The sequence below is a fragment of the Rhizobium sp. 22-785-1 genome (assembly GCF_053521965.1).
This window is the reverse complement of record NZ_JBNWDI010000004.1, coordinates 212722-226977: the sequence shown is the minus strand read 5'-3', so window position 1 is coordinate 226977 and position 14256 is coordinate 212722. Positions and strand designations below refer to the sequence as shown.

10 protein-coding genes and 1 riboswitch are annotated in these 14256 nt (G+C 56.7%); of the genes, 3 read left to right on the top strand and 7 right to left on the bottom strand.

Translation table 11 applies throughout. The features are described 5' to 3' along the window. Window positions 1-57: 57 nt before the first annotated feature. A riboswitch (TPP riboswitch) is annotated at window positions 58-160 on the bottom strand. A 200-nt stretch (window positions 161-360) separates the two neighbouring features. Continuing rightward, a complete protein-coding gene (locus ACQZ5M_RS10780) occupies window positions 361-1026 on the top strand; it encodes a CHASE3 domain-containing protein (protein ID WP_296017091.1) in 666 nt (221 codons plus the stop codon). Window positions 1027-1059: 33 nt separating this feature from the next. Here the strand turns inward: ACQZ5M_RS10780 and telA are convergent, their stop codons facing one another. The 5 genes from telA to ACQZ5M_RS10755 all read right to left on the bottom strand — a co-directional run bounded on the left by telA (window position 1060) and on the right by ACQZ5M_RS10755 (window position 9026). Further along, a complete protein-coding gene (gene telA / locus ACQZ5M_RS10775) occupies window positions 1060-2397 on the bottom strand; it encodes a telomere resolvase TelA (protein ID WP_449079721.1) in 1338 nt (445 codons plus the stop codon). Window positions 2398-2484: 87 nt separating this feature from the next. Next, window positions 2485-3627 (bottom strand): M24 family metallopeptidase, encoded by a 1143-nt coding sequence (locus ACQZ5M_RS10770; protein ID WP_296017095.1) that lies wholly within the window; start codon window positions 3625-3627, stop codon window positions 2485-2487. 252 nt (window positions 3628-3879) lie between these two features. Further along, complete coding sequence (locus tag ACQZ5M_RS10765; protein ID WP_449079720.1) at window positions 3880-5244, bottom strand: virulence factor family protein; 1365 nt, start codon at window positions 5242-5244, stop codon at window positions 3880-3882. Then, window positions 5241-7841, bottom strand: coding sequence for a bifunctional lysylphosphatidylglycerol flippase/synthetase MprF (gene mprF, locus ACQZ5M_RS10760; protein ID WP_449079719.1), 2601 nt, complete (start codon window positions 7839-7841; stop codon window positions 5241-5243). Before mprF ends, ACQZ5M_RS10765 begins: the two co-directional genes overlap by 4 nt. A 147-nt stretch (window positions 7842-7988) precedes the next feature. Then, on the bottom strand, window positions 7989-9026 hold the full coding sequence (locus ACQZ5M_RS10755) for a dipeptidase (protein ID WP_449079718.1): 1038 nt from the start codon (window positions 9024-9026) through the stop codon (window positions 7989-7991). 109 nt (window positions 9027-9135) lie between these two features. Here ACQZ5M_RS10755 and ACQZ5M_RS10750 point away from each other — a divergent pair, with 109 nt between their 5' ends. Next, window positions 9136-10707: a serine hydrolase domain-containing protein gene (locus ACQZ5M_RS10750; protein ID WP_449079717.1), complete on the top strand. Its 1572-nt coding sequence runs from the start codon at window positions 9136-9138 to the stop codon at window positions 10705-10707. Here the strand turns inward: ACQZ5M_RS10750 and ACQZ5M_RS10745 are convergent. Beyond that, the gene (locus tag ACQZ5M_RS10745) at window positions 10628-11281 is read right to left on the bottom strand and encodes an MFS transporter (RefSeq protein ID WP_449079716.1); all 654 of its coding nucleotides are present in this window, start codon (window positions 11279-11281) and stop codon (window positions 10628-10630) included. The genes ACQZ5M_RS10750 and ACQZ5M_RS10745 overlap by 80 nt on opposite strands. 249 nt (window positions 11282-11530) lie before the next feature. Beyond that, entirely contained in the window at window positions 11531-12397 is an 867-nt protein-coding gene (locus ACQZ5M_RS10740) for a D-amino-acid transaminase (protein WP_449079715.1), read from the bottom strand. Between the two features lie 545 nt (window positions 12398-12942). On the opposite strand from ACQZ5M_RS10740, the gene ACQZ5M_RS10735 reads away from it, so the two are divergent. After that, window positions 12943-14247 carry a UDP-glucose dehydrogenase family protein gene (locus ACQZ5M_RS10735; RefSeq protein WP_296085205.1) on the top strand — a complete coding sequence of 435 codons (1305 nt, stop codon included), beginning with the start codon at window positions 12943-12945 and terminating at the stop codon, window positions 14245-14247. Window positions 14248-14256 lie beyond the last annotated feature (9 nt).

Genomic DNA, 14256 nt, shown 5'->3' with positions numbered 1-14256 from the left:
CCAGATACGCATTTTGCGGATCCGGATAAACTGCGCGCATGGAAAGAAAGCTGTGCCTGGCGGCGACCGTTCCGTTCCTACGCCGGTATTAACCGGATCAGGTTCAAGGGTCCGGCTCAGCGCCGTCTCAGCATCGTTCGATGCTCCCCTCGGAATGGATCAAGCTAAATGAGAAAAGCGATGGCGTGTCAAGATTTTTGAGAGAGGCGCGTATGGCTCCTATTCCGATGCTGCCGCTTTGAACTTCGTGATTATTATCGCGTTGAACGATCTGGTAGAATAAGCTGCCACCTGAGTGAACGGTTGGCGTCGGCGTGATGTTGAAGAGCTTGGACAGCATGTGCATGGAATATCCGCAAGATGTCTGACTGGTCCTGGGCCTCATTGCGTCAGAAATATCTGACCTTTCCAACACTGCTGCGATCAATCCCGGTGGGTGTCGTCGTTGCGGCCGGTATCCTTGCCACGAGTTGGACCCATGACCTTTTGAGCGACCACTACGATATGGTGGTGCATACCTACGAAGCCATCGATACCACGAAAGATGTGTTGATTGCGCTCGACGACGCCGAAACGGGGCAAAGGGGATATCTTGTCAGTGGCGACAAGCGCTACCTTGCCCCATACGAAAAGGCGATGGAGCGCCTCCACTTGCTCCAAAATCAATTGATGACACGCATATCGGACAATTCCGGGCAGGTCGCCCGGGTCAAAGCGATGGATCAGCTGATCGAGAAGAAGCTTGAGGAGCTCAAGCATTCCATATCGCTCTACGACGACGTGGGCGCCGATGCCGCCCGTACCAATGAGATCGGCTATATGGCAGTCGGTACGATGGATCGTATTCGAGACGTCATCGGCGAAATCACTGTTACGGAGCATACGCTGCTGGACACGCGTCATGCCGAAGTCGAGGCAGACGAGTTCCGCATTCGGGTGGTGGCGATCATCGTGGGCCTGGCGTCTTTTCTGACCCGCGCGGTGGTGGAAATGTATCTTGCGCGGCGATATTCGAAAGCGCCGTAGCGCGCACACGGTTGCGAGATGGGGCAGGCATGCTTATCCCCCCGCCATGCCAGGAATCTGATTGACGGTGATCATCTGGCGGATCGTGCGGTCCGCAACGCGATCGGCTCGGGCTTTTGATTCCTGCTCGTCTTCCGGAAACGCGTAAGTCATGTAAGAGAGCGAGGTTTCCAGATCATTGTTGTTGTGGCCGAGGATGGCAGCGAAATAGCTGTTCTTCGTCACATTGGCAGGGGCGAAGTTGCGATAGGCGATTTCGGCATAGAGGTGGCGCAGGCCATACGGCTTGGGTGGCTCTTCTTTCGGCCAGATGTCTTCGAATTTCGCAATCATCGCATCGCGCAGCGGTAGCCGGGCATCACTTGAGAAGTCGTCGATCGTCATGCCGAACCATAGCTTTCCCTCGCTGCTGTCTCTCAGACGGTGATAGGCATCGAGAACGATCTTCGATTGCTCCAGCACCGGGATCTCATAGGTAACGCCGAATTTGGTGCCTTCGCCTTGCTTCGTCTTCGCTTGGCCGTTGAACAAAACGCTCCATTTGGAAATGCCGTTTCCATAGGGTGCAGGCATCAACTGGGCCTGGGTAAAGACTTCGAACGGACGTCGCCCGGTGGTGCCGATCAGGCCGATGCCGATCGTCAACGCATCCTCGGAATGTAGATAGCGTCTGCAGCGTCTCATCACTTCGGAATAGTGTTCGAAGGTTACAAGCGAGCCGTGCTTCGTGGCGATCTTGGCCATCTTGGCTTTGCGGGCTTCATCGTAAAGCTGAGGCGATCCGGCTGCGATGCGCAGCATGGGATGTTGCTCACCGAATGCCTCACGGATGGCGTTTCGATATTTCGTGATGTAGGAAATTACCGTTGCCTGCGTTCGGTCGGCCATGGCATCCATTTCCCGGTCCCATAGCGCCTGCATCTCTTCCTTGCTGCTGACGCCGTTGATGGCGGAGATGAAGTCCGAAACCCGCAGTAGGAAACGAGGTTTGCGCCCTGCGGTATTGTGCTCGGCCCGCTCGATTTTCTCCACGATGGACATCGCCACGCCGCTTTGCGGATAATCGCCACGCTGGATGAACGTATCGAGACGCTCGCGCAGTTTTTTCATGTTGCAAATAGCGAGCGGCGTCGTCTTCGGTCCGAAAGCGTCTTTCAACGCATAGCGATATTTGACGATGTAAAGCTCGAGCGTCTTGGCCGTTCTGCCATTCTCGAAATGAAATCGAACCTCGTCGTCCCAAAGCCTGCCGATCTTCTTGGTATCGAAGCTGCCATCGTCATTTCGCGTCGTTTTAATCTTCTCGACGAACTCCGCGATGCGGTCGACAAGGATTGGCGTTTTCGTTTTTCTTTTTTCGGTGGCGGGCATACGATTCTCTCCCCTAATCTGTCTGGGATAGAAAATATATAAATTTGAAGCAAGCTATGAAATATGATGATTGATAACAATCCGTGCTCACGAGAATGGCTCGACTGGTGATTTTGCGGGCTGCGTAAACCAGCGCGGGCCGCTCGCGGCCATGTAAATATGGTCCTCCAGGCGGATGCCGAACCTCTGCGGGTAGACGAGCATGGGCTCGTTTGAAAAGCACATGCCCTCTTCCAAGACCTGCATATTTCCACGCACGATATAGGGTGCCTCGTGGATTTCCAGGCCCAAGCCGTGTCCTGCGCGGTGTGGTAGTCCGGGAAGGGCGTAGTCGGGTCCAAGGCCGTGTCTGGAAAGGACTGCCCGTGCCGCATGATCGAGGGTTTCGCAAGCGCTTCCAAGCTGAGCGGCGTCGAAAACCGCCTGCTGTGCCTCTCGCTCGATTGCCCAGGCATGGGCGAAATCGGCATCCGCATCGTCCAGAACATAAGTGCGGGTCAGATCGGAATGGTAGCCATCGATCCGCGTTCCGGTATCGACCAGAATGGCGTCACCCGCCTGAAGAATCTGCTCGCCGTCAGCGCCATGGGGTAGCGATGTGGCCTGTCCGAATGACACGATGCAGAAAGAAGAGCCGCCTTCGCCGCCAAGCGCGCGGTGCTGCTCATCGATGAAGCGTACTATATCGGATGCCCGCACGCCGGGCCTCATCATGGCATGAGCGCGCTTTTGCACCTCCAGCGTCAGGTTCATCGCGTAATCTATAATGGCGATCTCGGCCGCAGATTTCTTCAATCGAAGGCTGCGGATAACGGGCGCGCCATCGACAAGACGCTGTTGTCCGACTTGGGCGGCGAGGCTGTGATAGATGAAAAGCGGTAGAGCGTCGTCCAGCGCAATAAGGCCGGACGAACCAGCAAGTCTTGCGACCAGTGCTGCCGGGCTGTCTTCCTCCTGCCAGATATGAATATCTCCCTCAATATGAGGCAGGGTATCAACGCGGCTCTTTTCGAAGCCGGGAACGATATAGTGCAATGCATCCGAAGTGATTACCGCGCCCAGCAGTCGCTCGCTTTGATGCCAAACGAGACCGGTGAAATAGCGCAGGCTTTCCGTCGAGCCGAGAAGGACCGCGCTGAGATGCTGCTCCTGCATTTTTTCTCGCAGGCGCTGGAGCCGATCCTGACGTTCGGCATTCGAAATGGCGGCGGGCTTATTGGCAATCTGCATTGTTACACACTTCGGTTGCTTTGCCTGAATGCGCGTCACCATCAATGAGACAGCGCATACGCCTCAGGTCATTGTCACGTCCATGCGTTTTGCAAACAACTCATCTGCTTGGTGCGGCATGGCTTCGAGCGTCTTTTGGATCTACGCACCCTGAGTTCCCGAAAATCGATTTCGATTCTCGGGCTGGTGCTATCTCAAGCAATACAAAGGCTGCACACTGTATTCAACATGTCGACAGCAATAGCGCGCGCGTTATTTTTGCAGCCGCTGTTTCAGTGAAGCGACGATCTTGCGGGTCAGAGCTTCGTAATCCTCGTCGAAGTGGTGCCCGCCTTCGATGGCGATCAGTTCGATCCCCTTGTCCTTCAGAGCAGGGCAGGCGCTTTCGTCATCTTCCGTGCCGTAGACGCACTGAACAATCTTGGGATTGATCTTGGCAATGTCGTTGACGGGATCTTCGGCGCCATCGGACGACACGCCAAGCCATCCGCCAACGGAAATCTCATAGGAGACTTCGTGGGAGAGCGACAGGAGGCTCATCTGCACCACGCGAGACTTCTCCTTCTCGGGCAATTGATTGTAGGTGGCGGGCAGGATGTCCGCGCCGAAGGAGTAGCCGATCAGAATGACGTTGTTGACTTTCCACTCTTTCCGATAGGTATCAATAATTCGCGCAAGGTCGTCGGCGACGTCCTGAGGCTTCTTCTGTGACCAGAAGTAGCGAAGCGAGTCGACACCGACGACGGGTATGCCGTCTTGCTGAAGAAAGTCACCGACGTCCTTGTCGATATCGCGCCAGCCGCCATCGCCGGAATAAACTATCGCCATCGTATCCATGGAAGGCTTGGCTTCGAGAATGGTCAGTGGCAGTCCAAGTGGGCTGTCTGAGTTTCCTGCTGCGTCTACGCGGTCCTGCAGCGTCCGCACGAGAGCGGTCGTGGCATCGTCCTTCACGTCCTTGACGTCGATGTCCTCGTGATCCTTCACGAGGCTGTCGACATGCGCACGGCCCTTTTGATCGGCACTGGGCGTGAAAAGCACGCTGACGGGCGCTGGAAGCGGACCATCCGTCAGCCCATAGATCGTGCGCTCGCCGTCCTTATCCTTGGTGGCAGGGGTGCAAAGGATCTTTTTCAGCGGAATGCTGGCCACTGGGTCGACGGCCACGCCCTCGCCAATGGTTGCGGCCGGGCTCTGTGCGATCATCGCCAGCACCAGCGCGCCGCCATCACCTGCGCCTGCCAGGATGGGAAGGCTGTAGTTCGATACGCCTGCCTTGCGCTGGATTTCCTGCGCCAGTTGCTCGATGTCGGAGATCATATAGACGCAATCGTCTTCATCTGCCTCGAGCGATTTGATATATTCCGGGAAATCGATGCCGACGACGGCGGCACCTTTTTCGAGAAGGGCGTCTGCCTCCTTCTGCGTGTTCTCATCCCAGCCATTCGCGCCCGACACCAGAAAGATGGTGGAGGTGATGTCGCCATCGGGCAGCAGAATATGATCGGCCGGGATCATGCCCGTCTCATATTTTTGAGCGTCCTGCGCCGGCGCCTGAGTGGGCAGTAGAACTGCCGCTGTGAGCAATGCGCCTGTGAGGCGTTTCAAAAATCTCATTTACCGATCACTCCTCTCACGCCGCCGCTGATGAGAACCGTTGCGTCCATCAATGCCAGAGCGGCGCTGGTGCCGTTCGAGACGGCAACATATCGTGGCTCCCATTTGGGATGAAATTTAGACTTGAAGGCGCGCAATCCCTTGAAGTTGTAAAAGCGTTCGCCGTGCTCGAACAGAGTGCCGCCGATGCGATCCCAGACGGGAGCCGCGTCGCGCTTGGACATGCCGGATAGCGGCGCCATGCCCAGATTGAAATGGGAGTAACCCTGCTCGCGCATGTGTTCGATGATGCTGACAAAAAGGAAATCCATGGAGCCGCGCGGCGCATCGGGTGCAAAGCGCATGAGATCCACCGTCACCTCGCTTTTGGTGTCGGTCATCAGAATATTGGCGAAAGCGGTGATCTTGCCGTCCTTGTGCAGCACCGCGACAGGTTGTGAAAGTACATAGTCGCGTTCGAACGATCCGAGCGAGAAGGTCTTTTCGCGGGTGTTGTGATGCTCCAGCCAGGAGTCGGAAACGTGCTTCAATTCGTCGTAGATCGCCGGGACGTCGGGCGTATCGACAACGGAGAAGCTGAGCCCATCACGGGCGCCACGGCTAAGAGACTGGCGAAGATTGGCAAGCTTGCCGCCTTTCAGTTCGAAGCGCTTGAGGTCGATCATGGCGAGCTCACCGAGCTTGAAGGCCCGCAGGCCCGCATCGGTGCAATAGGGTAGCGAAACGGACGAGATCTGATAAAAGACCGCCCGGCCGCCGCTGGCTCGCACGGTTTCGACGAATTGCCAGATCAGATCGGAAAACTCGCTTTCATCTCCGACAGGATCGGCGAGCGCGATCCAGGATCGGCCCCGAATACCATACATGATGAAGGCATTGCCCTTTTCCGAGAACATGATGTGCTTGTCGCCCATGCGCACGAGATTGGCGTCCGCCACATCCTGTTTGGCAACGATTGCCGTGGCTTTCTCAATATCCTCTGGCTTGATCTCCTCGGGCCGATAGGTCACGGGGCGCAACAGGCTGAAGATGGCGATGGTGGAGGATGCAAGGACCAGGCCTAGAACGGCGCGCAGTCCGCGGGGTGCCTCTTCGGAAAACTCGAATTGCCACCACAATGTCTGGCTGTAATCCGTGTCTCGATAGACGAACAGCAGAATGGTTGCGGCACCGGCGACGATCACCGCCATCGCCGCAATCCATGTGGGTCCGAGCGCCTGGCGCAGAAGCGAGGCGTGGCGGGTAAAGGCGCGCATGTTGAAAACCAGCGCGACGATGAAAATGCCAAGGAAGATCGCTTCGAAAATGGCAATCGCCTTGATCAGCGAAAGGAACAGGCCGCCCGCCGCGGCCACAAGTGCCACCCACCACGCGCCGTCCAGTCGCTGGCTCAAGCCGCGTGATGCAACGACGAGACCAAGACCCAGAATGCTGGAGAGAAAGTGCGCGGCTTCGATAATGGGAAGCGGCACGAAGTTGGACAGGAAATCCAGGTTGCTGTTCGGTGTCGGCGTCACAGAGGAGAAGATCAGCATCGCGCCGAGGATCAAGGCGAAGGCCGAAAGAAGCGATGGCGCCAGGCGTCCGGCCAGATTGCCGATGTCGGCCATCACCGGCTTGGCGGCGAATTGCTTCATCTCGGTGACCAGCATCAGGATGATGGCGAAGAGCAGCGGCAGCACATGATAGATCATGCGATATAGGACGAGGCCACCCAGCAACTGATCAAGGCTGATGGCGTTGCCAAGACCCGCGACCATCACCGCCTCGAAAACGCCGAGACCTGCCGGCACGTGGCTGAGGACACCGAGACCTACGGCGGTGGCGTAGATGGCAAAGAAGCTTGGCCAGCCGACATTGGTTTCGGGAAGCAGCACATAGAGCACGGACGCAGACGCTGCGATATCGAGAGCCGAGACAAGAAACTGGCGCGATGATGTGCGGCTGTCTGGAAGGCGAAGCTTGAGTTGTCTGATCTGAACGACGCGACCGTTGCGACCGACATACATCAGCGTGGCGAGAACGAGGATGACGATGACCGCAGCACCGCGCAGCCAGATTGCGTCTACGTCCATGATGCTGGCCACCCGTGGCGCTACGATCAGGGTTGCAAGCGCGCTAACGGAGAGGAGGCCAAGGCCGAAGGAAAGGGTGACGAAGGCGATCACGCGTGCGATATCGCTTGGCGTCAATCCCATGCGCGTGTAGGCGCGAAAGCGGATCGCGCCACCACTCAAGGGACCGAAACCAGCGGTATTGCCGACGGCGTAAGCGATGAAGGCTGTGGCGATCACCGAAGGTTTTTTCAAACGCTTGCCGATAAATTCTATCGCATTCAGATCATAGCAGATCAGCGCGGCAAAGCTTAGCGCGGTGAACAGAACGGCCAGAAACGCCGACTTCCATCTCGTGTCGAGTAGGGCGATGACGATGTCATCATAGCGCACCTCGGATGTCAGGCGGTATATCGTTACCGTCATCATGACGAAGACAGCGATGACGGCGAGCGACGTCAGATGGGGTTTGTAGCGTTCGAAAAAACCGGAAAGGCCGGCTTCAGCCTCTCCAATCGCCGTAACGTCGTTCTTCTCAGTCATTTACTATTCCACGTGAGCGGGGCTTTGTGTGCCAAACACAGGATTATGACAGTAATTCGTTGTGGTTTCACAATTACGAAGATTCGTAATACTCTTGAGATTATCTACAGTATGATCATTGGCTAAAATTGGCGCTAGAACACTCGTTCAAGCACCCCAGCTTTGCTCCAATACCCTCAGCCAGTTTCCGTGGCCGATTTTTTCGAGCGATGGCTGGTCGTAGCCTGCCTTGCGCAACTCATCGATGAGCAGCTGTAGATCCGACGCGTCGCGCATGGCGGCTGGAATGGTGGTTCCGTCGAAATCGGAGCCCAGCGCCACATGATCGATGCCGATCCGCTCGACGATATAGTCTACGTGACGGACCAGTTCGCGAATGTCGGTATCCGGATTCTTGATGCCATCCTGACGTAGGAAGAGCACGCCGAAATTGATCCCTACCAGACCCCCGGTATCACGAATGGCGTCGAGCTGGCGGTCGGTCAGGTTGCGGCTGTGGTTGCACAGCGCGTGGGCATTCGAGTGGGAGGCGACCAGCGGCGCATCGGACAATTTGGCAATGTCCCAAAATCCCTGCTCATTCATGTGGGACAGATCGATCATCACCTTGAGTTCGTTACAGGTCTTGACGAGACGTCGTCCCGCTTCCGTCAGCCCTGGGCCGATATCCGGGGAGGATGGGAAGCGGAAGGGAACGCCATAGGCAAAGATGTTTGGTCTGCTCCAGACGGGACCGAGCGTGCGCAGGCCAGCCTGGTGAAGAACATAAAGCGCCTCCAGGTCGGCATCGAAGGCTTCGACACCTTCGATATGGAAGACGGAGGCGAAAGCACCGTGTCCAATCGCGCCCCGAATATCGGCCGCGCTGCGGCAGACTTTCAAGCCGCCTTTCGACTGCGCCTCGACGCGAAACAGCAGGCCAGCCATCGCGAGTGTCGTGGCAAGTGCCGTCTGCTGAGTCGGCGCCAGTAAATCGCCATTGGCATCCGTGCCGCGGGGCGAGGGAATGTAGATGGCGCAAAGTCCGCCGGCCAATCCGCCTTTTTTGGCCTTGGGAAGGTCGATATGTCCCATACTGTCGCCTTCGATGAAGCGCGCTTCCGGATTTTGATAACCGGAGAGTTTCAATCGAAGCAGAACGTCATTATGCCCATCGAAGACAGGCAGGACGGTTTGGTCGGTCATGGGATCGCTTTCAACTGATGTCATCGTGTCCTGCTCTATCTCTGAGGACGGGGCAAAAGCAATGCAAGAATGGTGTTCGTTACACGGCACCAGGAAGAGGGTAAAAGCGATGCCAACGACAACAGGCAGAAGTGCAGGCGCGACAAACTCAACGGGCAGCAACGAGATGGACTGGAGTGCCGCTTCAAAAATCGCTGCGGATTTCGTTTCTCGCTGGGGCAGGGACGAGCCGGGAGGATGCATCGTCGGTTTCGATCTTTTAGGCATTCGTTTCGCCCATTCGGGTGGGCTTGAAAGTCTCGCGACGTTCGCTCCTTTTTCACCTGAAACGGTCGTGCGCTACGCTTCGCTGACCAAACATGTCTTCTGTGCCATGGTGCTTTCCCATGCAGACGTGATCGGCCTTGACGATCCTCTCGGGAAACATATGGAGGAGCTTCAACCTCCGCTGCGCGACGTGACGGTTGGGCAGGCGCTCGATATGAGCGCAGGCTTGCCGGACGTGCGCGAATGTCTCTCCTTGCTTGGCCTGTCTGTTTACAACGCAACCGACGCGAGATCGCTTCTGGCTTATGTGGCGCGCCAGAGGCGATTGAATTTTCCAGCGGGCAGCGAGGTCTCCTATTCGAACACGGGATACAGGCTGGTCGAAGAAGCATTGGTGCGCAAGGGTTTGCATTTTGACAATTTCGTCCGAGATCGTATCGCGGCACCCTTGGACGTTTCGCTCGTCGCACCCGAAGTATGGAACGATCCCGTGCGCGGCCTTGCGCCGGGATACTGGAAATCAAAAGCAGGTTGGCAGCTTTCCGCCGCCGGCCTCCATCTCTCCGCCTCCGGCAGTCTGGCCGGAAATGCCAGGTCTCTGGTCACATGGCTGCGTTGCCTGTTGAAGGGCGAGCATGGGTTCGCCGACGTACTCGGTCAACTCTCTGCTTTCCGCCTGCTTGGCGATGGCAGATTCAGCGAATACGGCCTTGGCCTGCGCTGGACGCATCTCGGCAACCGTCGCTTCGTCGGCCATGGCGGATCGCATCCCGGATACAAGAGTTATTTTCTGCTCGATCCTCAGAATGGTACCGGCTTTGTCGTGCTCTCCAATCGTGAAGACACCAACGGTTTCAAGATTGCACTCGAAAGCATGGCGGCGCTGACGGGATTGCCGCTGCCAAAGCCCGCGACGTATTTGCCGGACGGCCTCTACGTCACTCGGTCCGGGCCTTGGTGGCTGGAGATCAAAGGCAGCACCTGCAGTTTTCTCGATGCGGAAGAAACGCTCTATGACGATGGTGATGGATGGGTCTCGTCCCACTCAGCGTCATCGCCAATTCGTCTTCGGTCTGATGACGCGTCACTCGTGGGAGAGGTCGGCCATGCGACCCGACGGTTCCTGCCCATCGCGCCCGATGAAAAGGATCAGGCAAAGCTCGATGGACGCTGGCGCTCAGACGAAGGCGCGGAATTTGAGATTGTCGCAGGTACGCTCCTTATGGGCATCGGCCCGCTTCGCCAAAGGATGAAACTGACCACCCTTGGAAACGGGCGCTATCTGTTCACTCTTAACGATGGTCCCTGGACGAAGCGCGTCTGCCTCCACATGCTCAGTGACGACCATGTGGAGCTTGTGACCAGCCGCGCGCGAATGATAGAGTATCGGCGGGCGACTGGACCGGTCCGCTAGCTTTCAACGGACGTGCGGCTATCTCCGAAGATTGTGAAGCCAAGGCCAGGATCATCGCAGACATCGCACCGTAAAGAGTGACCCTGCCGATGCCATGCGCTAGCGCCTCTTGCGCCAGCGCGACGGACACGCCGTGGTTTTCGGTGATGGCTAGGTTTCCTGCCGATATCAAATCCGAAATGATCCCCAGCATGGCGTCCGAGGGTGCCTTGGGAAGTGCCTCCAGGACGTAGCCGGAGATGCTGCTCGACAAGATCAGGCCCATCAGCGCAACGTTGATGGATAGCGAGATCATTCGGGCGCTCATATCCATGCCCGAGGCCATCCCGCTGCGTTCCGGTGGCACTGCTGTTGTTGCCGTGTTGGTGACGGGCGTATTGGTGAGACCCAGCCCGATGCCGGCCAAGGCGCAATCAAGCAGCAAAATCACCCAACTTGCATACTCGCTGCTGATCACCAACACCAAGAGCATGAACCCCACACTGATGATGAGGAGGCCGAGCGGTATCACAAACTTCGGCCCCCGGTGAAGCAGTAGCCTTTCGGCAAGCGGCGGAGGCACGTCCGCCGTCACCGCGGCGCTCTCCGCTGGCCTTGCGGTGGTGGCATTCCCCCTGCCGGTTGGCAACGCCCGAAATGATCGAGATAGGCCAAGCGCTCGGTCTGCCGCCCAATCCCTCGCTATCGATCATGCTGCACTCCTCGCTCACCGACGCCAAAACGCGCGAGACATTGCGTGCAATCACGGCGGCCTTCAGTGAGCATCGCAAATCGAGCAACGCACGCATCAGCTGTGTGAGCGCTTGATCTTTTGAAGAATAGGCTAGTTCGCGACGGGAATGCCCGCAGCAAGCTGCTCATGGATATAGATTTCGAGCAGTTTGCCGCTAACCGGGCCCGTTTCGCCCGTGCCGATTTTCTCGCCATCAAGCCGAACCACCGGAGTTACAAAGCTGGTCGCGGAGGTCACAAACGCTTCCGAAGCGGATTTGGCCTCTTGCGGCGTAAAGGCGCGCTCTTCTACGACGAGTTCGGCCTCTCTGGCCAGGTGGAGGATTGAGCCGCGTGTGATCCCATGCAGCAGCGCGTTCGACAAGTCACGCGTGACCAAAACGCCTTCCTGCGTGACGATGTGAAAATTTGCGGAGCTCGCCTCGGTTATGTGGCCGTTTTCGACGAAGAGCACGTCGTCATAGCCTTCCCGGTTGGCTTCTGTCTTGCGAAGCGACGAATAGAGAAGCTGCACGGTCTTGATCTGCCTGTCGGACCATCGGCCCTCAGCCACGGTCTTGACGGAAAGTCCCGTCTTCCATTTCGGATTGTCCAGCACCTTCTTTTTCTGGGTGAACATGACAAAGGTCGGCTCCATCGTTTCGGGGAAGACGAAGTCGCGATCCTGGACGCCTCGGGAAATTTGCAGGTAGATGAGCCCATCTTCGACGCCGTTGCGTCGTGCGATCTGCTTGTGCAGTTCCAGCAAGTCCTCTTCTGCAACCGGCATGGCGATACCAAGCGCACCAAGCGAACGCTTCAGTCGCGCTACGTGGCCCGGATAATCGACAAGCTTGCCTTGAATGACCGCCGTCACTTCGTAAATGGCATCCGCGAAGAGGAAGCCGCGATCAAAGATCGACACTTTCGCCTCACCTTCCGCAAACCATGCGCCATTTAAGTAAACCGTTCTATCCATGATTCCGCCTCTGTATGCCTACCAGCTTTCCAATTCTGTCTGGCACTGCGGAGGGCAGGATGCAAGCCTGGCAAAGACGTCGGACTGGTTCCTGGAGACTGGCGCACGACATAACGTCGCTGACACAATTATGTATTTTCGTTCTAGAGTTGATCTTCGTCTATTGGCAGCGGTGCACCGCACTAGTCGCCGAGACGACCGTTTATCCCGGAATCGCGCGCAACACATCATTTGACCGCCGCTCCAAGCCGAATTGGACTAATGTGAATACTTGATTTGAACCTAAGATGCCCAGTGCTGCAAGCATACTACTCGTTGATCGTGAGAAGGCCGCAACTTTACTTGTGCAAGTCGATCACGCTAAAATTCGTCTATGTAATCATGGCAACTTCGGATTGGCGTTACATTTGCTTTCTCTAAAAAACAGCAAGCATAATACCATGCCAATAACTCACAGCGAGATGTATATTGTGCGTTGCAATAAACAAGAAATAAGATATTGAATTTCAATTAACTGGATTTACTCGCCGATATGAGGGGATAATATGCGCATAGTAATGGTTGGATCGGGTTATGTGGGCCTTGTTTCTGGCGCTTGCTTTGCAGATTTCGGACATGACGTCATCTGTGTCGATAAGGCGGCGGAAAAGATCGAAGCTCTGAACAACGGCGCCATTCCAATCTTTGAGCCGGGTCTCGATGCGCTGGTTGCCACGAATGTGGAGGCAGGCCGCCTCTCCTTTACTACTGAGCTCGACTCTGCCGTTGCCGATGCGGATGTAGTCTTCATCGCCGTCGGTACGCCGTCACGTCGCGGTGATGGTCACGCCGACCTCGGTTATGTCTATGCAGCAGCCCGCGAGATCGCTCTGTCGATTAAAGGCTTCACGGTAATCGTGACCAAGTCGACCGTTCCTGTGGGTACGGGTGACGAGGTCGAGCGCATCGTTCGCGAGGCAAACCCAAGCGCAGATTTCGCTGTGGTGTCCAATCCTGAATTCCTTCGCGAAGGTGCCGCAATCGACGACTTCAAGCGTCCCGATCGTATCGTCGTTGGCCATTCCGATGAGCGCGCCAAGGCGGTCATGACCGAAGTTTACCGTCCGCTTTACCTCAACCAGTCTCCGTTGCTGTTCACTTCGCGTCGTACGTCCGAATTGATCAAGTATGCAGCGAACGGTTTCCTTGCGATGAAAATCACCTTCATCAACGAAATCGCCGATCTATGTGAAAAGGTGGGCGCCGATGTTCAGGATGTGTCGCGCGGTATTGGACTGGATGGTCGTATCGGCTCGAAGTTCCTCCACGCCGGTCCCGGTTACGGCGGCTCCTGCTTCCCCAAGGACACTCTGGCACTGGCGAAGACCGCTCAGGACTATGAAGCGCCCGTGCGACTGATCGAAACAACGATTGCGATCAACGACAACCGAAAGCGCGCCATGGGCCGCAAGGTTATTGCAGCCGTCGGTGGCGATGTGCGGGGCAAGAAGGTTGCGGTACTCGGTCTTACCTTCAAGCCAAATACCGACGACATGCGTGACAGCCCGGCAATTGCTGTTGTCCAGACCTTGAAGGATGCTGGCGCTATCGTTTCTGGCTACGATCCCGAGGGCATGGAAAATGCCAAGCCTATGCTAGATATCGAATTTGCCCAGGGCCCGTACCAGGCGGCTGAAGGCGCAGATGTCGTCGTTCTGGTAACGGAATGGAACCAGTTCCGCGCATTGGATCTCGACCGCTTGAAGTCGCTGATGAAGAGCCCGGTTTTGGTCGATCTGCGAAATGTCTACCGTGCAGCCGAAGTCGAGGCGCACGGCTTTACCTATTCCGGCGTAGGCAAGGGCGCGTAATCACGGCAA